This is a genomic window from Gaetbulibacter sp. PBL-D1 (assembly GCF_050509525.1).
GTDB classification, from domain to species: domain Bacteria; phylum Bacteroidota; class Bacteroidia; order Flavobacteriales; family Flavobacteriaceae; genus Gaetbulibacter_B; species Gaetbulibacter_B jejuensis.
Window position 1 is genome coordinate 59912 of sequence record NZ_JBNWKB010000008.1, and the last position, 22044, is coordinate 81955.

At 31.8% G+C, this 22044-nt stretch carries 22 protein-coding genes; 12 read left to right on the forward strand and 10 right to left on the reverse strand.

Annotation, left to right across the window (positions count from 1 at the left end; all coding sequences use genetic code 11):
- Positions 1-4: 4 nt before the first annotated feature.
- Entirely contained in the window at positions 5-865 is an 861-nt protein-coding gene (locus ACQ0RB_RS08380) for a hypothetical protein (protein ID WP_430497773.1), read from the forward strand.
- A gap of 83 nt (positions 866-948) precedes the next feature.
- Here ACQ0RB_RS08380 and ACQ0RB_RS08385 read toward each other — a convergent pair whose 3' ends face one another.
- Genes ACQ0RB_RS08385 through ACQ0RB_RS08400 form a run of 4 tightly spaced genes read right to left on the reverse strand, consistent with a single transcriptional unit; the run spans position 949 to position 3885 of the window.
- Positions 949-1659, reverse strand: a complete 711-nt coding sequence (locus ACQ0RB_RS08385; RefSeq protein WP_430497775.1) for a head GIN domain-containing protein — start codon at positions 1657-1659, stop codon at positions 949-951.
- A 20-nt stretch (positions 1660-1679) separates the two neighbouring features.
- Positions 1680-2774, reverse strand: coding sequence for a hypothetical protein (locus tag ACQ0RB_RS08390; protein ID WP_430497777.1), 1095 nt, complete (start codon positions 2772-2774; stop codon positions 1680-1682).
- Positions 2752-3315 carry a hypothetical protein gene (locus ACQ0RB_RS08395; protein WP_131507273.1) on the reverse strand — a complete coding sequence of 188 codons (564 nt, stop codon included), beginning with the start codon at positions 3313-3315 and terminating at the stop codon, positions 2752-2754. Before ACQ0RB_RS08395 ends, ACQ0RB_RS08390 begins: the two co-directional genes overlap by 23 nt.
- A 9-nt stretch (positions 3316-3324) precedes the next feature.
- Positions 3325-3885: an RNA polymerase sigma factor gene (locus ACQ0RB_RS08400; protein ID WP_129760779.1), complete on the reverse strand. Its 561-nt coding sequence runs from the start codon at positions 3883-3885 to the stop codon at positions 3325-3327.
- A 231-nt stretch (positions 3886-4116) separates the two neighbouring features.
- Here ACQ0RB_RS08400 and lon point away from each other — a divergent pair, with 231 nt between their 5' ends.
- From lon to ACQ0RB_RS08445, 9 genes are all read left to right on the forward strand, one after another.
- Positions 4117-6567 carry an endopeptidase La gene (gene lon, locus ACQ0RB_RS08405; protein WP_430497779.1) on the forward strand — a complete coding sequence of 817 codons (2451 nt, stop codon included), beginning with the start codon at positions 4117-4119 and terminating at the stop codon, positions 6565-6567.
- A 96-nt stretch (positions 6568-6663) separates the two neighbouring features.
- Entirely contained in the window at positions 6664-7683 is a 1020-nt protein-coding gene (porQ, locus tag ACQ0RB_RS08410) for a type IX secretion system protein PorQ (RefSeq protein ID WP_430497781.1), read from the forward strand.
- On the forward strand, positions 7683-8378 hold the full coding sequence (gene cmk, locus ACQ0RB_RS08415; protein ID WP_430497783.1) for a (d)CMP kinase: 696 nt from the start codon (positions 7683-7685) through the stop codon (positions 8376-8378). Before porQ ends, cmk begins: the two co-directional genes overlap by 1 nt.
- Positions 8379-8577: 199 nt before the next feature.
- Positions 8578-10413, forward strand: a complete 1836-nt coding sequence (gene rpsA, locus ACQ0RB_RS08420; RefSeq protein WP_430497785.1) for a 30S ribosomal protein S1 — start codon at positions 8578-8580, stop codon at positions 10411-10413.
- 299 nt (positions 10414-10712) lie between these two features.
- Positions 10713-11459 carry a T9SS type A sorting domain-containing protein gene (locus ACQ0RB_RS08425; protein WP_430497787.1) on the forward strand — a complete coding sequence of 249 codons (747 nt, stop codon included), beginning with the start codon at positions 10713-10715 and terminating at the stop codon, positions 11457-11459.
- Between the two features lie 121 nt (positions 11460-11580).
- Positions 11581-12120 carry a bifunctional pyr operon transcriptional regulator/uracil phosphoribosyltransferase PyrR gene (gene pyrR / locus ACQ0RB_RS08430; RefSeq protein ID WP_129760783.1) on the forward strand — a complete coding sequence of 180 codons (540 nt, stop codon included), beginning with the start codon at positions 11581-11583 and terminating at the stop codon, positions 12118-12120.
- A gap of 4 nt (positions 12121-12124) precedes the next feature.
- Complete coding sequence (locus tag ACQ0RB_RS08435) at positions 12125-13054, forward strand: aspartate carbamoyltransferase catalytic subunit (RefSeq protein WP_129760784.1); 930 nt, start codon at positions 12125-12127, stop codon at positions 13052-13054.
- A 6-nt stretch (positions 13055-13060) separates the two neighbouring features.
- Complete coding sequence (locus ACQ0RB_RS08440) at positions 13061-13393, forward strand: ribonuclease Z (RefSeq protein ID WP_430497790.1); 333 nt, start codon at positions 13061-13063, stop codon at positions 13391-13393.
- Between the two features lie 9 nt (positions 13394-13402).
- Positions 13403-14323 (forward strand): ribonuclease Z, encoded by a 921-nt coding sequence (locus ACQ0RB_RS08445; protein WP_131507261.1) that lies wholly within the window; start codon positions 13403-13405, stop codon positions 14321-14323.
- On the opposite strand, the gene ACQ0RB_RS08450 is transcribed toward ACQ0RB_RS08445, so the two are convergent.
- The 4 genes from ACQ0RB_RS08450 to ACQ0RB_RS08465 all read right to left on the reverse strand — a co-directional run bounded on the left by ACQ0RB_RS08450 (position 14227) and on the right by ACQ0RB_RS08465 (position 17182).
- The gene (locus tag ACQ0RB_RS08450; RefSeq protein ID WP_131507259.1) at positions 14227-14718 is read right to left on the reverse strand and encodes a hypothetical protein; all 492 of its coding nucleotides are present in this window, start codon (positions 14716-14718) and stop codon (positions 14227-14229) included. The two genes, ACQ0RB_RS08445 and ACQ0RB_RS08450, sit on opposite strands and share 97 nt — an antisense overlap.
- 43 nt (positions 14719-14761) lie before the next feature.
- On the reverse strand, positions 14762-15676 hold the full coding sequence (locus ACQ0RB_RS08455; RefSeq protein ID WP_430497792.1) for an alpha/beta hydrolase: 915 nt from the start codon (positions 15674-15676) through the stop codon (positions 14762-14764).
- Between the two features lie 77 nt (positions 15677-15753).
- On the reverse strand, positions 15754-16674 hold the full coding sequence (locus ACQ0RB_RS08460; protein ID WP_430497794.1) for a helix-turn-helix domain-containing protein: 921 nt from the start codon (positions 16672-16674) through the stop codon (positions 15754-15756).
- A 94-nt stretch (positions 16675-16768) separates the two neighbouring features.
- Positions 16769-17182: a hypothetical protein gene (locus ACQ0RB_RS08465; RefSeq protein ID WP_430497796.1), complete on the reverse strand. Its 414-nt coding sequence runs from the start codon at positions 17180-17182 to the stop codon at positions 16769-16771.
- An 82-nt stretch (positions 17183-17264) separates the two neighbouring features.
- Between ACQ0RB_RS08465 and pdxH the strand changes: the two genes are divergently transcribed.
- Together pdxH and ACQ0RB_RS08475 are read left to right on the forward strand one after the other, a co-directional pair.
- A complete protein-coding gene (pdxH, locus tag ACQ0RB_RS08470) occupies positions 17265-17912 on the forward strand; it encodes a pyridoxamine 5'-phosphate oxidase (protein WP_430497798.1) in 648 nt (215 codons plus the stop codon).
- 204 nt (positions 17913-18116) lie between these two features.
- A complete protein-coding gene (locus tag ACQ0RB_RS08475) occupies positions 18117-18611 on the forward strand; it encodes a CAP domain-containing protein (protein WP_129760789.1) in 495 nt (164 codons plus the stop codon).
- A gap of 570 nt (positions 18612-19181) precedes the next feature.
- On the opposite strand, the gene ACQ0RB_RS08480 is transcribed toward ACQ0RB_RS08475, so the two are convergent.
- Both ACQ0RB_RS08480 and ACQ0RB_RS08485 read right to left on the reverse strand, forming a co-directional pair.
- Entirely contained in the window at positions 19182-21092 is a 1911-nt protein-coding gene (locus tag ACQ0RB_RS08480) for an OmpA family protein (RefSeq protein WP_430497800.1), read from the reverse strand.
- 11 nt (positions 21093-21103) lie between these two features.
- The gene (locus ACQ0RB_RS08485; protein ID WP_430497802.1) at positions 21104-22039 is read right to left on the reverse strand and encodes a PorP/SprF family type IX secretion system membrane protein; all 936 of its coding nucleotides are present in this window, start codon (positions 22037-22039) and stop codon (positions 21104-21106) included.
- Positions 22040-22044: the final 5 nt, after the last annotated feature.

Here is a 22044-nt window from a genome sequence, read left to right on the forward strand (position 1 = left end):
TATTATGAAAAAACTCAGTTTTTTATTTTCTCTATTTATTCTTTTATCAGCATTTACTTGCGAAAAAGAACCATTAGATAGTGAAATAGATACATCAAACTCAGGAAATTTAAATTGTGAAGCTGCAGCACAAGAAGTAGCTACAGCTGCTTTAGCTTTTGTTTCGGTTACTGATGATAACTATACTCAATTGTGTTCTGCGTACAAAACCGCATTAGAAAACTTATTAGCTGCTTGTGGTGATCCTGATGGAAGTATTCAATCTAGTATCGACGCTTTAGGAGATTGTTCAGACCCTAACGGATTTGATGATTGTGAAGCTTTAGCGAACGCAACTAACTTAGCTGAGGTAAACTTTAATAATGCAACTGACGATAATTATGCTGATTATTGTAATGCTTACAAATTGGCTTTAGAAAACCAAATTGCCGAATGTGGAGATAACGACGGAAGCTTACAAGCGATTGTTGATGATTTAGGTGAATGTGTTGTAAATGTTGAAAACCCTGATCAAGAACTAAGCCTTTTTGCAGGTACAGCTCCAATTGATTTTGAAGATATTAGTGTAGCTGTTGAAAACGGAATGGTAAAAGTTACAGGAGTAGATACATCTCCAGGATCTGTATATTCAATTTATTTTGAAGTACCTGTTGATACTACAGGAGAAGGTTTAATTAATGATACTTTTGAATTAACATTAACATCAGTATTTTATCCTTCAGAATTAGGACCTCCATTTGATTTTGTATCAAATATAACAGTTAATGAAGCTGGAAATTTAGTTGGTTCTTTTGGAGGAGTAGTTACTAATGCTGATGGAGGAGACCTTAGTATTACTTCAGGTGTTATTAATATTACGTATTAAGAAATATATACGATAAAAATAAAAAGCCACTCTTCCTAAGTAATGGGATTGAGTGGCTTTTTTAATTGATTGATGAAATTATTTTAGTTGCTAATACTTCCTGAGCCAGCAACTTTAGTGTCTTCAGTTTTTGGGTTGCCTCTATATTCTATATCACCAGAACCTGCAACTCTTGCTTTTAAACTTATATTACTCACAACTTCTGCATCACCAGAACCTGCAACAGCTACATTTGTGTGGTTTGACTGCAAATTAAAACCATGAAAATCTCCTGATCCTGAAACTTTAGCTTCTAACTCATTGGTGTTTCCTTTAAGCGTTAAATCGCCAGAGCCAGTTAGTTTTCCAACTATAGAAGAAGCCTCTACGTTAAGTACTACATCACCAGAACCAGCTAAAGCTACGTCGAGATTTGTAGAGGTGATTTTATCTTCGTTCCATAGGTCTCCAGAACCAGCAAGCGATACATTATTGATATCTTTAAAAGGAATGGTGATTTTAATAGTTTTCCCTTTACTTGTTCTAAGGTTAACATTGTTTTCGGTTTTAACGATAAGGTTTCCACCTTTAACTTCGGTAACTATATACTCTAAAAGGTTTTCTTCACCTTCGATAGTTATGTTTCCTTCAGTTCCTGCTACTAAAATGTAATCAAACGACCCAGCGCATTTTATACCATCATAGTCTGATGTTGATCTGGTAATAGTGGTCATGTTTCCATTTCCTTTTATTTTTTGTGCGTTTGCAATAAACGAACATGCTAAAAAGGCTAAAAATAAGATTGATTTTTTCATTGTTTAGTTGTGTTTTTTGATTAATTCTCTTTGAGTGTTACACTTCCATAGTCAGAAGTGATTTTAATGTTGTTTCCGCTATTTGGGTTTCCTTTATGTCCTAAGTAATATTTGTCAGTAGATTCAATTCGTTTTTTGGAAATTTCAACAGCATCATCAATTTTTAGGGATGCATACTCTAAATCAATTTCAAAATTAAAGTTGTATCCAGGATCGTAGCCAATTGTAATTCCAACATAATCTGACTCTATCAATACATTTCCTGCATTTGCAGCCATTTTAGCAATTTTTATAGAACCATAATCAGCATTCAATTTTACATTTTTATAAATGTTGCCAAGTCTTTGAGTTAGATAATCCCCTTTGCCATTTACGTTGTTTGCGTTATTAATGGTAATTGAACCATAATCACAATTGTAACTTACATTTTCAGCAACTTCAATTGTAGAGTCTGTATAGTCTGCCGAAATTTCAAGATTTTTGGTTTTTGCAACAGTATATCCACTGTAATCAGCATTGATTTTACCACTTTTTATATACTCAAAGTAGCAGTTTTTAGTATAGTCAAAGCTTAGTATGTTATTGTCAGACATTAATTCTTTTGTGGTAATCTTTCCGTAGTCGCATCTTATTATAGCGCTTCCTTCTAGCTTATCAAGTGTAATGCTACCATAGTCGTTGTTTAAATCCACATTGTTAGTAATAGGAAGGTTGACGATGTAATTAATTTCCATATTAATATTGTTACCTTTTCCCCAATTCCACCAAGACTTTGATTTGTTTTTATTGAAAATGGTTTTTGCTTCAACTTCGTTTGATGTTGCGTTAAATTCAACAGTAATTTCATCAAGCTTTTTTTGAACTTCGTCTAAATCATTTCCGTTGGTTTTTATAACCACTTCAATAGATGTTGTGTTGCCTTCGTAGGTAGCTACATTAATATTACCATAGCTATTTTTTATTCTTAATAGAGCATCACTGTTAACAGTAAACTCTTTTTTAATGGTTTTTTCTTTAGTGTGTTTGCCTTTTAAGCTTGTTCCACCAGCTATAGCAGATAGTGGCATCACTAAAACCAAGGTTAAAAACAGGTTATATAGTATTTTTGATTTCATTATTTTGTTGCTTTAATTGTTTAACTTGTTCTATGTTTTCTAGTACTGATTGTAATACGTCAATTCTGGTTTGAAAATTTGAGATCATAGCATAAATAACTCGTTTGTCATCTCCACTTTCGGTAAGGTCAACTTTTAGTAATTCGTATTCTTTTTCTAAAATGTTTAACTGCTTTAAAGCATCGTCAACCAAAACTTTGGTTTCAGGAGAACGCTCATCTTTAAGTAATGCTAATTCTTTGTTTATAGCTGTTGTAAAGAAATCTTGAGTTTTTGATAACTCTGGAGACACACTAGCTAAATCTTTTACTTCAGGTTCTTGCTGAGTAATAGTAAAAAGACTTAGACATAGTATTACTGATGCAGCAACAGCCATTAAAGGTTTCCAAATGTTTTTACCTTTGGATTTAACCGTTGTTACTTTAGTATCTTGAGTTTTTAATTTACTCAAAAAACGATCTTGATGACCTATAGATGGAGTTTCAATGTCAAATTGACCATCTAGCTTTTCAAACAAATTCTTTAAGTTATCTTTTTCCATATCGTTTACTTATAATTCAGCTAATGGCTGAAGTTTTTGTCTCAAACTCTCTTTAGCTCTAGATATCATTGTTCTGCAATTGGCGTGTGATATATTCATGATTTCCGAAATTTCTTCATAATCATACCCTTCAATTAAATGTAGTGTTAAGCTAACTTGGTAATTTTCTTTAAGCTGCTTCATACTCTGCATAACTTGGGTTGCTTTTAGATTAGTAAATTCATAATCTTCGGCAATCCCTTGCTCATCTTCAATTTTATACATTACATTATCTAAAGGAACATCGCTGTATTTACTGTTTTTATTATAATGGTAAATACTATTGTTTACTACAATTCGTTTTAACCATGATCCAAAAGTCGACTCGTTTTTTAAGCTGTCTAATTTTGTAAAAGCGGTTAAAAAAGAATCTTGCATGATATCTTCAGCTTCAAAGCTGTCTTTTACAATTCGGTGTGCAGTATTATACATAGCTTTGTAATACCGGTTGTAGACTTCCATTTGCGCGTTTTGGTTGCCTAATTTACATAGCTGTAGTAGCTGCTCTATATTTTGATTGGTTAGTGTCAAAAAACAAATGCTTTAGTATAAAGATGTATGTGTTTTTAATTTGTTACACTTTAATTGAAAAAAGTTTTTACTGTGATATTTTGGTAATGGCATAACTATTGAAAATATATAAAGGTAAACAACTTTGTTGATATGTTAAATTGTTGATTATCAGCATTTGTTTTGAATATTTAATGATTAATTAAAATGCATTTTGTTATTTATAATGACAGAATGACCTACAAAAGATATATGGCAAAATCTAATTTTTTAAGTCTTGACAGTTTGTCATTACAGGATTTCGATGAAAATTCAGAGTTAATCCCACTAATGACACCTGAAGATGAAGCAGAAATAAATAATGAAGCACTACCCGAAACATTACCAATATTACCATTACGTAATACAGTCTTGTTTCCTGGAGTGGTTATTCCAATTACAGCAGGTAGAGACAAGTCTATAAAGCTTATTAACGATGCTAATAAAAGTAGTAAGGTAATAGGTGTGGTTTCTCAAATAGATGAAACTATAGAAAATCCAACAGGAAACGACATTTATAAAAAAGGAACAGTAGCTAAAATCCTTAAAGTTTTAAAAATGCCTGATGGTAATACTACTATTATTATACAAGGTAAAAGACGTTTTGAGATTGATACAATAGTTTCTGAAAAACCTTATATAACTGCAACTATCAAAGATGTAGCAGAAGCTAAACCAGCTGTTGATAACGAGGAGTTTTCGGCAATAATAGACTCTATAAAGGAATTGTCGCTTCAAATTATTAAGGAAAGCCCAAACATTCCTACCGAAGCTACTTTTGCAATTAAAAACATTGAAAGCAATTCGTTTCTGGTAAATTTCGTGTCTTCAAACATGAATCTTACAGTAAAGGAAAAGCAAGAGCTTTTAGAAATAAACGATTTAAAAGAACGTGCATTAACGACTTTAAAGTATATGAATGTTGAGTTCCAAAAGCTGGAGCTTAAAAATGACATTCAATCTAAAGTACAAAGCGACATGAGCCAACAGCAACGTGAGTACTTTTTGCATCAACAAATGAAAACCATTCAAGAAGAACTTGGAGGTGTTTCGTATGAAGAGGAAGTAGAAGAGATGCGCCAACGTGCTAAGGATAAAGTTTGGGATGAAAAAGTAGGCGAGCATTTTGATAAAGAATTATCTAAATTACAGCGAATGAATCCGCAAGTTGCAGAGTATTCTATTCAACGTAATTACTTAGACTTATTTTTAGATTTACCTTGGAATGAGTTTAGTGACGATAACTTCGATTTAAAACATGCCAAAAAAGTTTTAGACCGAGACCATTATGGATTAGATGACGTAAAACGTCGAATTATTGAATATTTGGCAGTTTTAAAATTGCGTAATGATATGAAATCTCCAATCCTTTGTCTTTATGGACCTCCAGGAGTTGGTAAAACGTCTTTAGGAAAGTCTATTGCTGAAGCTTTAGGGAGAGAGTATGTAAGAATGTCATTAGGAGGTTTGCGAGATGAAGCTGAAATTAGAGGACATCGTAAAACCTATATTGGTGCAATGCCAGGACGAATTCTTCAAAGTCTAAAAAAGGCAGGAACATCTAATCCAGTATTTGTATTAGATGAGATAGATAAACTGTCTAATTCGCACCAAGGTGATCCTTCATCTGCAATGTTAGAAGTGTTAGATCCTGAGCAAAACAGTGAGTTTTATGATAACTTCTTAGAAATGGGATTTGACCTATCTAAAGTGATGTTTATTGCAACTTCTAATAGTTTAAATACCATTCAGCCTGCTTTAAGAGACAGAATGGAAATTATAAATGTAAGCGGTTATACTATTGAAGAAAAAGTTGAAATCGCAAAAAGACATTTACTGCCAAAACAACTTGAAGAACATGGTTTAAAGCCTAAAGACCTTAAAATAGCAAAACCACAATTAGAAAAAATTGTAGAAGGTTATACTAGAGAGTCTGGTGTTAGAGGATTGGAAAAACAAGTAGCAAAAATGGTGCGTTACGCAGCAAAAAACATTGCTATGGAAGAAGAGTATAATGTAAAAGTGAGTAATGATGATATTATAGAAGTACTTGGAGCACCAAAGCTAGAACGCGATAAATATGAAAATAATAATGTAGCAGGAGTTGTTACAGGGTTAGCTTGGACTAGAGTAGGAGGCGATATTCTATTTATAGAATCAATACTTTCTAAAGGAAAAGGTAATTTAACTATTACTGGAAACTTAGGAAAGGTGATGAAAGAGTCTGCTACCATTGCTATGGAATATATTAAATCACATGCTGATGAGTTTGATATAAACCCAGAAGTGTTTGATAAATATAACGTACACATCCACGTGCCAGAAGGTGCTACGCCAAAAGATGGTCCAAGTGCAGGTGTAACTATGTTAACCTCTTTGGTGTCTTTATTTACGCAACGTAAAGTTAAAAGTAGTTTAGCAATGACAGGTGAAATTACGCTTCGTGGAAAAGTGTTACCTGTTGGTGGTATTAAAGAAAAAATATTGGCTGCTAAACGAGCTCGAATAAAAGAAATCTTACTTTGTGAAGACAACAAGCGTGATATAGACGAAATAAAGCCTGAATATTTAAAAGGACTCAAATTTCACTATGTTACCGATATGAGTGATGTTTTAAAGCTTGCACTCACTAACCAAAAGGTTAAAAATGCAAAGGCCTTATAAGATTAAACCTCAACAATTTGTTGAGGTTTTTTTATAGCATAAAAATAAAACAATGATGTCTTCGTTTTAAGATAGATTTGTTTACTTTGCAGACTTATGCTAAAGAGGGTTTTTATTTTTTTATTTTGCATTGTTAGTTCATCAATTTATGCTCAAGTTGGTGGTGAATCTACATACCAGTTTTTAAATTTGGTATCGTCTCCTCGTCAAGCCGCATTAGGTGGTAAAGTGCTTACCAATTATGATTATGATGTAACCAGTCCTTTATACAATCCTGCAACTATTAATGATGAAATGGATAACCAGTTAGCACTTAATTATTCAAGCTATTTGGGTGGTATTAGTTATGGTACTGCTGCCTATGCATATACTTGGGATAGACATGTACAAACATTTCATATTGGGATGACCTATATTAATTATGGTAGTTTTGATGGTTATGATATAAATGGTGTATCCACTGGTTCCTTTACAGGAAATGAAGCCGCTTTATCCTTAGGTTATGCAAAGCAAATTGGGTTTTCCGATTTTTATGCAGGAGCAAACCTTAAAATCATCACTTCAAAATTGGAACAATACAACTCTATTGGAGGTGCATTGGATTTAGGAATAATGTATATAAATGAACGATTAGATTTTCATGCAGCATTAACCGTTAGAAATCTTGGAGCGCAGCTTAAAACTTATGCAGGTTTAAATGAGAGTTTACCTTTAGAAATCAATTTTGGTATGTCGCAAACTTTAGAGAACGTACCAATAAGATGGCACTTAACCTTAGAAAATCTACAAGAGTGGCCAATTGGTTTTTCAAATCCTGCAAGAGCAACCACAGATCTTGATGGCGAACAAACTCAAGAAAAAGTTGGGTTTTTAAATGAAGTATTGCGTCATACAATACTGGGAGCAGAGTTATTTCCTGATAGGGGATTTAATGTTCGATTAGGATATAACTTTAGAAGATCAGAAGAGTTAAGAATTGTTGACCAACGTAACTTTTCAGGATTATCTTTTGGAGTTGGAATAAAACTCAACAAAATGCGATTCAGTTATACGCATGCAAGATATACAGGAGCTTCAAACACAAGTTTCTTTGGATTACAAATAGATTTGAGATAATGCAAAACATTACTATTGCTATAGACGGATTTTCCTCAACAGGAAAAAGTACAGTTGCTAAACAATTAGCAAAAGCTTTAAGCTATGTGTATGTGGATACAGGAGCAATGTATAGAGCTGTAACTTTATATGCGATGCAAAATAACCTAATAGCAGAAGACTGTTTTGATACAGAAGCATTAATTAATCAATTAGATGATATAAATATCTCATTTAAGTTTAATGAAAAGCTAGGTTTTGCTGAGGTATATTTAAATTCTGTAAATGTTGAAAAACAGATTAGAACATTAGAAGTTTCAAAATTTGTAAGTCAAGTAGCAACAGTTCCCGAAGTTCGTAGACAATTGGTAAAACAGCAACAACAAATGGGAAAGGACAAAGGTGTTGTTATGGATGGTAGAGATATTGGTACAGTTGTTTTTCCTGATGCAGAACTTAAATTGTTTATGACAGCATCTGCAAATACAAGAGCAGTGAGACGTTATGAAGAATTGAAAGAACGTGGTGACGATGTGAGTTTTGAAGACGTTTTAAAAAATGTTGAAACTAGAGATAGGATAGATTCCACCAGAAAAGACTCTCCACTTACCAAAGCTGTAGATGCTATAGAAATAGACAATTCTAACCTTACATTAAGTGAGCAATTTGAAACCATTTTGCAACTAGCAAAACAAACCATTGCTAAAAACGCATAAGCACTTATTACGCGTTAAAAACCAATAATTTATACTTCAATTATTTATTTGGTATTACAATAAATAAATTGTATTTTTGCACTCCTTTTTAGCGAGTTGAAAAAGATAGGAAGGAAACAAACAAAACAAACAATAACACTTCTGTGTGTGTTCGCATAAATCTTTTTAAACATACAGAATACAAATTAATTATCAGCACATGGCTGAAAAACAAGCAAAACAAGCAGAAGTTGAAGCAACTGAAGCAGTAGCAGCTAAAGCTCCAGTAGTATCTGAAGCACAAGCAAATCCTGAAAAATTCTTAAAAGAGTTTAACTGGCACAATTACGAAGAAGGAATTGACCAAGTTGACGACAAGCAATTAGAAGAATTTGAAAAATTAGTATCTGAAAATTTCGTAGATACTTTAGATGATGAAGTAGTAGAAGGAGAAGTAATCCACATTACTGATCGTGATGCTATTATCGACATCAACGCAAAATCTGAAGGTGTAATCTCATTAAATGAGTTCCGTTACAACCCAAATTTAAAAGTTGGTGACAAGGTAGAAGTATTAATTGACGTTCGTGAAGACACAACAGGACAATTAGTATTATCTCATCGTAAAGCTCGTGTTATCAAAGCATGGGATCGTGTAAACAATGCACATGACACTGGTGAAATCGTAAACGGTTTTGTAAAATGCAGAACTAAAGGTGGTATGATCGTTGACGTATTTGGTATTGAAGCATTCTTACCAGGTTCTCAAATTGATGTAAAACCAATTAGAGATTACGACCAGTACGTAAATAAAACTATGGAATTTAAAGTTGTAAAAATCAACCACGAATTCAAAAACATAGTAGTATCTCACAAAGCTCTTATTGAAGCTGATATTGAAGAACAAAAGAAAGAAATCATTGGTCAATTAGAAAAAGGACAAGTATTAGAAGGTGTTGTTAAAAACATTACTTCTTACGGTGTGTTTATTGATCTTGGTGGTGTTGATGGATTAATCCACATTACTGATCTTTCTTGGTCTCGTATCAACCATCCAAACGAGATTGTTGAATTAGACCAAAAACTTAACGTTGTAATTTTAGATTTCGATGAAGATAAATCTAGAATCCAATTAGGTTTAAAACAATTAAGCAAGCATCCTTGGGAAGCACTTGGTGAAACTGTAAAAGTAGGTGACAAAGTAAAAGGTAAAGTTGTTGTAATTGCTGATTACGGTGCATTTATTGAAGTAGAAGAAGGTGTTGAAGGATTAGTTCACGTATCTGAAATGTCATGGTCAACACATTTACGTTCAGCTCAAGATTTCGTATCTGTAGGAGACGAAATTGAAGCGGTTATCTTAACTCTTGATAGAGAAGATCGTAAAATGTCACTTGGTATTAAGCAATTAACTCCAGATCCATGGACTGATATTACAGGAAAATACCCTGTAGGTTCTACACATACTGGTATTGTACGTAACTTTACAAACTTTGGTGTATTTGTTGAATTAGAAGAAGGTATCGACGGATTAATTTATATCTCTGATTTATCTTGGACTAAGAAAATTAAACACCCAAGCGAGTTCTGTAACGTAGGAGACAAGTTAGAAGTTGTTGTTCTTGAGTTAGACGTAGAAGGACGTAAATTATCTTTAGGTCACAAACAGACTACTGATAACCCATGGGATAAGTATGAGACTGAGTTTGCTTTAGGTACAACTCACACTGCTGAAATTTCTGAAATCGTTGACAAAGGTGCAACTGTTGAGTTTAACGAAGATATCGTTGCTTTTGTTCCTTCTCGTCACTTAGAGAAAGAAGATGGTAAGAAACTTAAGAAAGGTGAAGAAGCTGAATTCAAAATCATTGAGTTCAATAAAGAATTCAAGAGAGTAGTTGCTTCTCATACAGCAATCTTTAAAGAAGAAGAAATTGCAAACGTAAAAGCTGCTGCTAAAAAAGCAGAAGCTCAAGCTGCTGAAGCAAAACCTACTTTAGGTGATGCTAACGACGCGTTGCAAGCTCTGAAAGATAAAATGGACGGGAAGAAGTAATATTTGACCCAAAACCAATTTTTTAAAAAGCCTTACAGTTTCTGTAAGGCTTTTTTATGTTCTTCATACTAAATGTTAAAATTTTATGTATTTCACATAATATTTAACTAAATCATTGTTTTTGTTGTTTTTGTTTGTTAAATTAATGGTAAATGATTATTAAAATAGTGATTTTAATGATTATTTGTTAAAATGAGTTTTAAAATTTTTCATAATTATAGAGTGCACTTTGTAATTAGACAAGATATAGTTCAATCAAGAACAAAGCAGTCTTTTTATTAACCCTAAATTTTTATATTATGAAAAAAAATGTACTTTTTTTAACCGGATTTTTGATGGCTACCATCTTAGTGGCTCAAAATGGAAACACGATTAACGATGCTATAGAAGTAGATGGAACTGCTGTAGCTGTAAATGTTTTAGATTTTAACTCAGCTACTCCTTCGGGATTAAATCCTGCGTGTGGAGCTACTGATGATGTGTTTTATATGCATGAAGTCTCAGGAGGAGATAACAAAGTTACAATTGGTATGGTAAGCGCTGGTGTTTCTTTAATAACTAGTGTTGATTATCAAATTTTATTAGCACCATCAGGAGATATTGGAAATCTCCAAGAAATAGAATGTGATTCTTACGGAGTTTTATTGGTTGTTGGAGGTAGCTTTGAAGTTGTTATCAATAATATTAACCCAGGTGATGTTTACTATTTAAGAGTGTATAAAACTTCAGGACTTGGAGGTGTTTTAACCAATCTTTTAAATGGAACATCAATTACCATGGTTAGTGAGTATGATAGTACTTTAGGTTTAGAAAGCGCAAATCAACAAGACTTTAAAGTTCTAGTAAAGGACAATAAAATAGATTTATTAAACAATACCGATTTTTTTGAATTTAGTATTTATGGAATAGACGGTAAGCAATTGGTTAAAGGAGATTCAAGTGATGTTTTACAATCTATTGACACATCTTATTTAAACAAAGGAGTTTATGTTTTAAACTTATACAATAATAAAAACAGTAAGTCTGTCAAGTTTGTTAGATATTAATTTATTTTGACAACTAAAAAAAAGAAGCCTTAAATAGGCTTCTTTTTACTTTTTTAGAGTTTATACAAACTGCGTAAAAATTTTGCATTATCTTTGTTCTCCAAATACGTTTGGATACAATATGAGTCAAAAAGTGTTACTTAATGCAAAAGAGGTAAACATCATTCTTCATAGATTGGCTTGTCAATTAATTGAAAACCACAACGATTTTTCCAACACAGTTTTAATAGGTATTCAGCCTAGAGGTAAGTATTTAGCTAATCGTTTAGCTAAAATGTTAACTGAAGACTATAAAGTAAAAAACATTCAGTTAGGGCATTTAGATATTACTTTTTTTAGAGACGATTTTAGACGAGGAGAAAAAACCCTTGAAGCTAATACTACCGAAATTAACTTCTTAGTTGAAAATAAAAATGTGGTTTTTATTGATGATGTTTTATATACAGGACGAAGTATACGGTCTGCTTTAACAGCAATTCAATCGTTTGGAAGACCTAACGAAATAGAACTTTTAACCTTAATTGACCGACGTTTTAGTAGGCATTTACCAATACAACCTAATTATAGAGGTCGTCAGGTAGATGCTATTAACAAAGAAAAAGTAAAAGTAAATTGGGCTGAAAATGATGGAGAAGACTCGGTTTACTTAATAAATAATTAAATCTATGAGCGAATTAAGTGTCAACCACTTATTAGGAATAAAATATCTTAACTCTCAAGATATTCAACTTATTTTTGAAACTGCCGATCATTTTAAAGAAGTCATTAACAGGCCAATAAAAAAAGTACCTTCGCTTAGAGACATTACAATTGCTAATTTATTTTTTGAAAACTCTACGCGTACAAAGCTCTCTTTTGAGTTAGCCGAAAAACGATTGTCTGCTGATGTTATCAATTTTTCAGCATCACAATCTTCAGTAAAAAAAGGAGAAACTTTAATTGATACGGTAAACAATATTCTTTCCATGAAAGTGGATATGGTTGTTATGAGGCACCCAAATCCTGGAGCAGGAGTGTTTTTATCTCAACACGTAGATGCAAGTATTGTAAATGCTGGAGATGGAGCACATGAGCATCCAACACAAGCTTTGTTAGACAGTTATTCAATACGAGAGCGACTAGGAAGTGTAAAAGGTAAAAACGTTGTTATAGTTGGTGATATTTTACATAGTCGTGTTGCCCTTTCAAATATATATGCATTACAACTTCAAGGTGCAAATGTTATGGTTTGCGGACCAAAAACATTGTTGCCAAAACATATTGATAAACTTGGTGTAAAAGTTGAAACTAATTTGCGTAAAGCCCTTAATTGGTGTGATGTAGCTAATATGCTTCGCGTTCAAAACGAACGAATGGATATAAGTTATTTCCCTTCAACAAGAGAGTACACTCAGCAATATGGAGTTAATAAAGCGTTATTGAACAGTCTTGATAAAGAAATTACAATAATGCATCCTGGACCAATTAATCGTGGTGTCGAAATCACGAGTGATGTTGCAGATTCTGACCAAGCTATTATTTTAGATCAAGTTCAAAATGGAGTAGCAGTTAGAATGGCTGTAATTTATTTATTAGCTTCAAAAATTAAACACTAATTTATTATGATTTTTGACAAAGACGGAAATACAACTATCATTACACAAGAAAAAGCTACGGTTGTTGAACTAGTAAAAAAACTTGACGTAATATATGAGCGTTTTAAAAATGACAATGTAATTGTTAATCTTACTAGTTTAAATAAAATTCCTTTAGAACAAATAGTTGAATTTTTAAGTATTTCAAATAAGCATAGAGCATCAAAACATTCGTTTGTTATAGTTACTGATAAAACCAATTTAGATGAAACTCCAGATGAAATTGTTGTAGTTCCTACACTGCAAGAAGCTTATGATATTATTGAAATGGAAGAAATTGAGCGCGATTTAGGATTTTAAAACAACTACATGCAACTAACAATCCTTGGCTGTCATAGTGCAACTCCACGAATAGATACAAACCCAACGTCTCAAGTATTACAAATTAAAAACCACATGTTTTTAATTGATTGTGGAGAAGGCACGCAAGTACAGTTAAGAAAAGCCAAGATTAAGTTCAATCGCATAAAGCATATATTTATTTCTCATCTTCATGGTGACCATTATTTTGGTTTAGTTGGCTTGATATCAACTTTTAGGCTTTTAACCAGAGAAACTGATTTGCATATTTATGGACCAAAAGGACTTAAAGAAGTCATTACACTCCAAATGAAATTAGCCGAATCATGGACAAATTATAAACTGATTTTTCATGAGTTAACTTCAACAAAGTCTGAATTAATTTTTGAAGACGATAAAGTAGAAGTTCATACAATTCCTTTAGACCATCGAGTATACACTAATGGGTTTTTATTTAAAGAGAAACCTGGAGAGCGAAAATTAGACATGAATGCAATATTAAATAATGATATTGATATTGCCTATTATAGAAAGTTAAAACAAGGAGCAGATGTTGTAGATAACAATGGAGAACTAATTAAAAATAGTGAGCTTACTAAAGCTCCATCTCCAGTTAAAAGCTATGCGTTTTGTAGCGATACAGCATATAACCCTAGTATTGTTCCTATCATTAAAGATGTTGATGTGCTTTATCACGAGTCTACTTTTTTAGAAAAACACGCACATTTAGCTCCAAAAACAAAACACTCTACAGCAAAAGAAGCTGCTCAAATAGCTAAGTTAGCTAATGTAAGGGCATTAATTTTAGGTCATTATTCAACACGTTATAATGACTATGAAGATTTTCGAGAGGAAGCTTCATCAGCATTTGATAATGTGTTGTTATCTAAAGATGGAAAATCATTTGATTTTGATGATTTGAGGTCATAATTAGTTGCCCAATGCAAAGCTTCGGCCAAAGACCTAAATCTTAATACATTATTCTTAATGATAATTTTTTCTAAAGTTGATACTTTAAAAGCTTTGTCGCTATAAGTAACAAAAGCACTTGCTTTTAAAATAGGGAATTCATCATCAAGTATATTAAATACTATAGGTTCGGTAGAGTAGGTGTTCACTCTGTTTGCAATACATACAATTTTAGCATTTTTACCATAAAAATCAGTTATTTCTTGAAAAATAACTTTTAACTTATTGTAGCTTAAATGGACTCCTTCATTGATTTCGGCAACATAAAATTTACTAAATAAATAAAAAGTTCCAAAAGACAGTTTCAGTTTGTACGAACTGTTTTCTTTGTAATAACGTGTTAGTTCTAGTCGCATATTAAAGTGTTTTTGAGGTTGTTTGGTTAATATTTGAAGGCTATTAATTCATATGTTTTTTATACCATTGGCTAGCATATTCTATTGCTTTGTTAACTTCAGGTTCTTGATCGTAAAAGCTAAATTGATGAAATGGTGACTCTAAGTCAGTATCCATCCATATAAGTTGTTTGTTGTGAGTTGGTATGGTGTTATAAAATTTTTTTGTGTAGTCAGGTAAAACAGCACCATCTGAATGTATCATTAATGTTGGTGTTTTAATTTTTTCAGCATAAGGCATAGGATTAGTTGTTAACCAATCTTCCCAACTAGCAACTGCAAATTTATCATTACTCCATTCTTTAATTGCGCCTCTTTTAGGATTTAGGTAATAATCGTACGATCCAAACATGGCTGCACTTTCATCTGTTTCAGATATAGTTGGTATGTATTCTACTTCTCCAGTAATAGCGTATTTAATTTTTGCGTTTTTTGCAGCTTTAATTTTTGATCTAACACCTGTTTCTCCACCATAAAAGAGTTTTACCGCTTCTTCATCATGTAACCAAGATGCAACAGTAACTACTGAAGAAATTTGATTGTCTTCAGCAGCTGCCATTAATGTATACATTGCGCCAGCACAAATGCCTAAAACTCCAATTTTATTAGTGTCCACAGTTTTTTGTTTTGATAAAAAAGTAACTGCATTTTTAATATCTTCTTTTTTAAGTTTTGGTCTTTCAAAAAAACGAGGTTCACCTTCACTTTCACCATAGTGACTAAAGTCAAAAGCTAAGGTGATAAAACCATTTTTTGATAATTTTGAAGCATAAAGACCTGCCATTTGCTCTTTTACTGTTGTCCAGCTTCCAGAGACTATAATAGCAGGATATTTTTGCTTATCACTATAATTATTGGGGTAAAAAAGGTTGCCCTTAAGTTTGAGGCCTTTGCTATTAAAAGATATTCTTTTGTGCATTTTTATTTCTTATGAACACAAAGTTCTAATTATTAGAACTTTGTATCTAAATAAAAACAAAGGAAAAACTATAAAAATCAAATATTACTTTCTTTTCTGTAATAATTTGGTGTTTTTCCTGTCATTTTTTTAAAGAAACTACTAAAATTGTTAGGAGATTCGTAATGTAGAGAGTATGCGATTTCTTTTACACTAAGCTGAGTGTTAATAAGTCTTGATTTAGCTAAATTGATAACATGGTTTTGTATTAACTGTTTTGCTGTTTGCCCTGTAATTTGTTTAGTTACAGTATTTAAATGATTGGGATGAACATTTAATATATCAGCATAGAATGAGGTAGAGTGTAGCTTAGAATCAAAGTTAGTATCGATGTCTTGAAAAAAAGAAGTCTCAATAAGTGTTTGAAACCGACCTAGTATTTTTAAATCTGTTTTTCTAATTTCTTCAGGAACATCTAAAGTAGTATTTATGTTTTTAAAATACCTTTTAATGTAGTTTAGTAACAGTAACACTTGCGATTCAATAATTTGAAACTTGTCTTTATGGTTGCTGTGGTATTCTTCATAAATTGATTCGTAGATGGCTAAAACTTCGTCTACTTGTTTTTGTCCAATCTCTAAAGGGATATCTTTTTCAATCTTTAAAAAGGGAAATCTATTCAAGATATTATTAAACACTGAAGATCTTGATATAAAGTCTTGATTAAAAATAATGTAAAAGCCTTCCCAATCGGGTAAAATATCCCAAGATAAAATTTGATAAGGTGAATTAAAGAAAATGGTGTAACCAGTAGGAAAGTCAGTATGATGACCAGAAATAGCTTTGCCACCTCCTGCAACTTTTATGGCAATAGCATAAAATTCATGTCTAAAAGGAGGTTGTTTAAGATTAACGGTTTTCATGTTAATCTCAAATCTTCTAATGTCAAACTCTGAATGTTTAGGTTTAGATATACCTATTCCCTTACAATATTGTTCTATGGTTCTAAAATGATCCATTGTTAATTGCTATAAATTTAAATAATAATGTAAGGGGAAATATTTTAACTAAAATAAGCTTTTTTGAGAGTAAAAGCAAGACAGTTCTATTTTATTATTTAAACTCCTTTAAATTTTTAATCCAGTTTATAGCTTCATCTAGGGAGCCACAACGCTTTATACTCATTTCAGAAAAGCGTTTTTCAATTGAAGTATTTATGTAATTAAGTTCAGTATAAGATACCATAGCACTAGCAACAATAAAACCATAATCTCTTTGAAATCTAATCCACAATTGTGGTTCAATAGAGTAGGGGTTTACTCTGTTTGAAATATATCCAATTTTAAGATTTGACCCATAGTAATCTATTAATGCAGCAATAACCTGTTGAATTTTGTCCCAGTCAAAATGGACGCCTTCATTTATTTCAGAGATTATAAACTTGTCAAAAAGATAAAATTTACCAAATGAAAACTCTACTTTTGAGTGTTTAAGGACGTTAAAATATTTGCTATTTTCAAATGTCATGGGACTAAAATAATTCTTAAATTTATATGAATTACTTTATTCAAAAAAATAAAATCTAATCAAAAAAGCATATTAAAATCTAATGAGTACAGACTTAAGTAATTACAGAAAATCTTATGAAAAACATGAGCTTTTATTAAAAGATGCTCCTGCAAACCCTCTAGAGTTGTTTAAAAGATGGTTTCATGAAATAGATGCTTCTTTTCCAGAAATTGAAGCTAATGCAATGACGTTATCTACAATAAGTTTAGATGGTTTCCCTAAAAGTAGAATTGTGCTGTTAAAGGAGTTTAATACTGATGGTTTTGTGTTTTATTCTAATTATAATAGTGACAAAGGACAAGCCATACTAGCAAATCCTAATGTTTGTCTTTCGTTTTTTTGGCATTCAGCTGAACGACAAGTTATAATTAAAGGTATTGCTGAAAAAGTTGATGCTGCTACTAGTGACGACTATTTTTCAACACGCCCAAGAGGAAGTCAACTAGGAGCATGGGCTTCTAACCAAAGTGAAATTATTGCGGATAGAGATGTATTGAATAACAAGTTAAAAGAGTTAGAGCTTCAATATAAAGACAAAGATATACCTAGACCTAATCATTGGGGTGGATTTTTAATTAAACCTACCGAAATTGAGTTTTGGCAAGGGAGACCTAATAGACTTCATGATAGAATTGAATATAAATTGAATTCAGATTCTAGTTGGACAATTAACCGACTTGCGCCTTAATTATTTTTTTTAGCTTTTACAAAACGATAAAGTGTAAAATTTTATCGATAAAAAGTAAGAATATTCTTCAATTTTAAGCATTTCATCGATTATTGACATTTAAAATCGATGAAATGCATGTTTTTTATCGATTTTAACATTTTATTAACAGTTTACTACATATAGTCTTCTAATTTTACTAAACCAAATCTAAATAACCCTCTTATGAAGACTAAATTTTACCTACCTGTTATGGTATTGTTTGCAATGTTAAGCTTCTCTTGTTCTACAGAAGAATTCCCTGAAAATGAAGCAAATAATATAACATTACAAAACGCACCAGCTGCAAAAACTATTGAAATAGAAATTTTAGAGCTTATCAATGCGCACAGAATAGAATTAGGCTTAAATCCATTGAACAATTTAAACATTATTAAGTCTGTTGCCTATTCGCATACTGACTACATGGTTAGTGTTAATCAAGTAAATCATGACAATTTTTTCCAAAGAAAGAGTAGTTTAGAGCAACACGCATCAGCAACTAAAGTATCTGAAAACGTTGCTTATGCATTTAGCTCAGCACAATCAGTTGTAAATGCATGGATTAACAGTGAAGGTCATAGAGCAAATATTGAAGGAGACTTTACAGACTTTGATATTTCTGCCGAACAAAATGAAGAAGGTAAATGGTATTATACCAACATTTTTATAAAACGTTAATAGATTAATCATTAGTTAATGAATTAAGACCACTTTTTAGTGGTCTTTTTTTATTTAAAGGTTTTATTTATTTAATTCATGGTCATTAATGTAAATACAGGAATTGCATTTGTTGTACTGTTATAAATCATGCAGCTAAACCATATACTATTTCTAGCTTAACCATGGTATAATTCAAACTACAAATAGATAGTTTTATTAGCTCTGATAAATTAAAGTATGTAATTATTAAAAGTACTTTAAATTTGAGTACATTGTCTATGAGTTATACTCACTTTTGTCCATTAACCTAACGGAAACGAGAAAAGAAATCACAAATGTTTGGAGCAGTAGGATATTTTATTAATGCTAGAAGAGAAGAAGCATACTTAATTATTAGAAGAACAATTAATATTAAAGTTTGAAATGGATTATACAACTATCGTAACAAAAAATGATTCTAGGTTGTTAAAAGGCTTAGTTTTTAATAGTTCAAAATTACAATGGTTAGGCAATAATTGACTTAACTATGATGTATAAAAAAACAGGCTATTATTAGCCTGTTTTTTTGTTCTTATAATTAAGTGCTGTTTAGTTTTTTAAGATATAGAAGTGAGATCTTCTGTTAAGTTGATGCTCTTCAGGAGTACATTTTACACCATTTGAACACTTGTTTAACAATTGTGTTTCTCCATAACCAATAGCACTTTCAATTCTTTCAGGAGCTATACCTCTTGATAATAAATATTCATGAGTTGATTTAGCTCTTCTGTCTGATAGTTTTAAGTTATATCTATCACTACCTCTACTATCAGTATGCGACTCAATTTTAATAACCATATTTGGGTGGTCTCTCATTACACTTACTATATTTTCAAGTTCGTAAGCAGCATCAGGTCTTATATTCCATTTGTCAAAATCAAAGAAAATAGGGTTGATAACTATTTCATTATTTATAATTAACGGAATTAAATCTAGGTCTAATGTGTTTTCTTCATTATTAACTTCACCAGTCATAATTTGTTTATGATTGTCTTTATAATCTGGTTTGGTAGCTAATACAGTATATTCAGTATGACATTTTACCTTAAATGAATATGCTCCATTTTCATCAGCAGTAACTTCGTTTAAGATTTTACCTTCTTTGTTGATTAGTTTAACGGTAGCCATTGCAATAGGTTTTTGAGTTAAACTGTCTCTAATGGTTCCTTTAATTATTTGAGAACAACCAATAAATCCATAAATATCATCACTACCAGCTCCATCAGGTCTGTTTGATGAAAAGTAACCAATTTGAGTGTCAGAATCTATAATAAAACCAAAGTCGTCATAACTTGTGTTAAAAGGAGCACCTAAGTTTTCTACTTCAGCATTTTCACCTTTTAATATATTTGATTTAAAAATATCCAGGAATCCTAAGTTTATATTACTGTCAGAAGAAAAGTATAATGTATTATCCTTGGCAACAAAAGGGAACATTTCTTTACCATCTGTATTAATTTCAGGCCCTAAATTTTCAGGAGCTCCATATTTATTATCTCCAAGTATTGCAACTTTATAGATGTCTGTCGATCCATAACCACCATCACGATCAGAAACAAAAAATAAAGTACTATCATCAGGACTTAAAGCAGGATGACCAGTAGAGTAGTAGGTGTCGTTAATAGGAAGTTCAACTACATCTTGCCACATGCTATCAACTAAAGAAGCTTTATAAATCTTTAAATGTGATGTTCCTTCTTTGTCAGTTTTTAACTTGTTTCTTTTATTTACATTGTCTCTAGTAAAGTACATTGTTTTTCCATCACTAGTAATAACTGCATTTGCTTCATGGAACTCAGTATTTATTTTTGGTCCATTGATTTTGTTTACCTTTTCATAAGTGTTTACACCATCTTTTTCAGTAACCTCTACTTCATAAAGGTCTAAAAATGGTTCACCATTCCAATCGTAAATTTTGTCTTTTCCATCTCTTGAAGAAGAGAAAATTAACTTACCATCTTTTTCAAACGCACCAAAATCGGCAAACTTGGTGTTAATTGGTAATGTGTTGATAGTAACATAAATTTCATCAGTAGATGATAGTTTTTCGTAAAGTTCAAGGTTATCATACTCTAAGCCTGCAATTCTGTCGTCATCAGGATTTTCTGCTTTATATTTTTCTAACCAAATGATAGCTTCTTCATAATTACCTAAACCTCTAAGCGCCTGTGAGTACTTGTAAAAATATTCAGGATCAATTTTATTTTCATGTAATCTTACAGCTTCAGCATACCATTTTGCTGACCCTTCAGAATCTGAATTATTGTAATAACAATCACCTAATCTAGTTAATACATATTCGCTACTATCACCTTTTTTTACAGCTTCTTCATAAAATTCAGTAGCCTTTTGATAAGCGAAGTTTTTAAAGAACTTGTCAGCTACTTTTACTTGCTGTTTTTGAGCAACCATAAAAGTACTACTAAGTGCAACTATTAATAATATTATTCTTGCTTTCATAATCTGTTTTTTTAGAAGTATCTAGGTGATTTAACACGTTGTGTCTTGAAAATTTCAAACATAAGTAAAACTTCATGAGTTCCACTTGTATAAGGTCTAATATCTGAAATAGGATACTCATAAGCATAACCTATTCTCAATTGTTTTGAAACCTGAAAATCGGCAATACCACCAATAGCAGCAGCAGACTCATTCATTCTATAAGCAGCTCCTAACCATAGTTTTTCATTAAATAAGAAGTTAGCTGTTATATCAAATGATAAAGGAGCTCCATTTGTAGCTTTTAGCATTGTGGCTGGTTTGAATTTTGTGGTTTCGCTTAAATCGAATACATATCCACCAGTAAAATAATAACTAACACGTTCTAATGATACATAGTCAACATTTCCTTGGCTTCCTTTGTTGTAATCAGTATTTAAAATTCTAGGAGCAGAAAAACCTATATACCATTTGTTTGAATGCCAATAAACACCAGTACCAATATTTGGACTCCATCTATTAGATACATCATTAAAGAAAGGGTCATTTACTACCGAAGGGTCATTAAGTAAAGCCTGATCTAAATTATAATGAGTAAATCCAGCTTTAAGACCAAAGGCAAGTTTGGTGTTTTCTCCAGTTTGAATAGTATACGAAAAGTCACCATACAAGTAAGAGAAATTTTCATAACCTAACTCATCGTTAATAAACGACAATCCTAAACCAATTTTCTCGTTTCTAAGTGGTGTATGAATAGACAAGGTTTGTGTAGTTGGTCCACCCTCAAGACCAACCCATTGGCTCCTGTGCAATCCAACAATACTTAATGTTTCTCTACTACCAGCATAAGCTGGGTTTATCGAGATAGTGTTATACATATACTGTGTAAACTGAGGTAGCTGTTGGGCAACACTTGTCCAGCAATTGAACAGTATAAAAACGATTATGTTAAACTTTAATAATTTCATAATAG

Coding starts and splice junctions, on each gene's coding strand:
- ACQ0RB_RS08380 (WP_430497773.1), top strand. CDS start 5: ATGAAAAAACTCAGTTTTTTATTTTCTCTATTTATTCTTTTATCAGCA.
- ACQ0RB_RS08385 (WP_430497775.1), bottom strand. CDS start 1,659: ATGAAAAAATCAATCTTATTTTTAGCCTTTTTAGCATGTTCGTTTATT.
- ACQ0RB_RS08390 (WP_430497777.1), bottom strand. CDS start 2,774: ATGAAATCAAAAATACTATATAACCTGTTTTTAACCTTGGTTTTAGTG.
- ACQ0RB_RS08395 (WP_131507273.1), bottom strand. CDS start 3,315: ATGGAAAAAGATAACTTAAAGAATTTGTTTGAAAAGCTAGATGGTCAA.
- lon (WP_430497779.1), top strand. CDS start 4,117: ATGGCAAAATCTAATTTTTTAAGTCTTGACAGTTTGTCATTACAGGAT.
- porQ (WP_430497781.1), top strand. CDS start 6,664: ATGCTAAAGAGGGTTTTTATTTTTTTATTTTGCATTGTTAGTTCATCA.
- cmk (WP_430497783.1), top strand. CDS start 7,683: ATGCAAAACATTACTATTGCTATAGACGGATTTTCCTCAACAGGAAAA.
- rpsA (WP_430497785.1), top strand. CDS start 8,578: ATGGCTGAAAAACAAGCAAAACAAGCAGAAGTTGAAGCAACTGAAGCA.
- ACQ0RB_RS08425 (WP_430497787.1), top strand. CDS start 10,713: ATGAAAAAAAATGTACTTTTTTTAACCGGATTTTTGATGGCTACCATC.
- pyrR (WP_129760783.1), top strand. CDS start 11,581: ATGAGTCAAAAAGTGTTACTTAATGCAAAAGAGGTAAACATCATTCTT.
- ACQ0RB_RS08435 (WP_129760784.1), top strand. CDS start 12,125: ATGAGCGAATTAAGTGTCAACCACTTATTAGGAATAAAATATCTTAAC.
- ACQ0RB_RS08440 (WP_430497790.1), top strand. CDS start 13,061: ATGATTTTTGACAAAGACGGAAATACAACTATCATTACACAAGAAAAA.
- ACQ0RB_RS08445 (WP_131507261.1), top strand. CDS start 13,403: ATGCAACTAACAATCCTTGGCTGTCATAGTGCAACTCCACGAATAGAT.
- ACQ0RB_RS08450 (WP_131507259.1), bottom strand. CDS start 14,718: ATGCGACTAGAACTAACACGTTATTACAAAGAAAACAGTTCGTACAAA.
- ACQ0RB_RS08455 (WP_430497792.1), bottom strand. CDS start 15,676: ATGCACAAAAGAATATCTTTTAATAGCAAAGGCCTCAAACTTAAGGGC.
- ACQ0RB_RS08460 (WP_430497794.1), bottom strand. CDS start 16,674: ATGGATCATTTTAGAACCATAGAACAATATTGTAAGGGAATAGGTATA.
- ACQ0RB_RS08465 (WP_430497796.1), bottom strand. CDS start 17,182: ATGACATTTGAAAATAGCAAATATTTTAACGTCCTTAAACACTCAAAA.
- pdxH (WP_430497798.1), top strand. CDS start 17,265: ATGAGTACAGACTTAAGTAATTACAGAAAATCTTATGAAAAACATGAG.
- ACQ0RB_RS08475 (WP_129760789.1), top strand. CDS start 18,117: ATGAAGACTAAATTTTACCTACCTGTTATGGTATTGTTTGCAATGTTA.
- ACQ0RB_RS08480 (WP_430497800.1), bottom strand. CDS start 21,092: ATGAAAGCAAGAATAATATTATTAATAGTTGCACTTAGTAGTACTTTT.
- ACQ0RB_RS08485 (WP_430497802.1), bottom strand. CDS start 22,039: ATGAAATTATTAAAGTTTAACATAATCGTTTTTATACTGTTCAATTGC.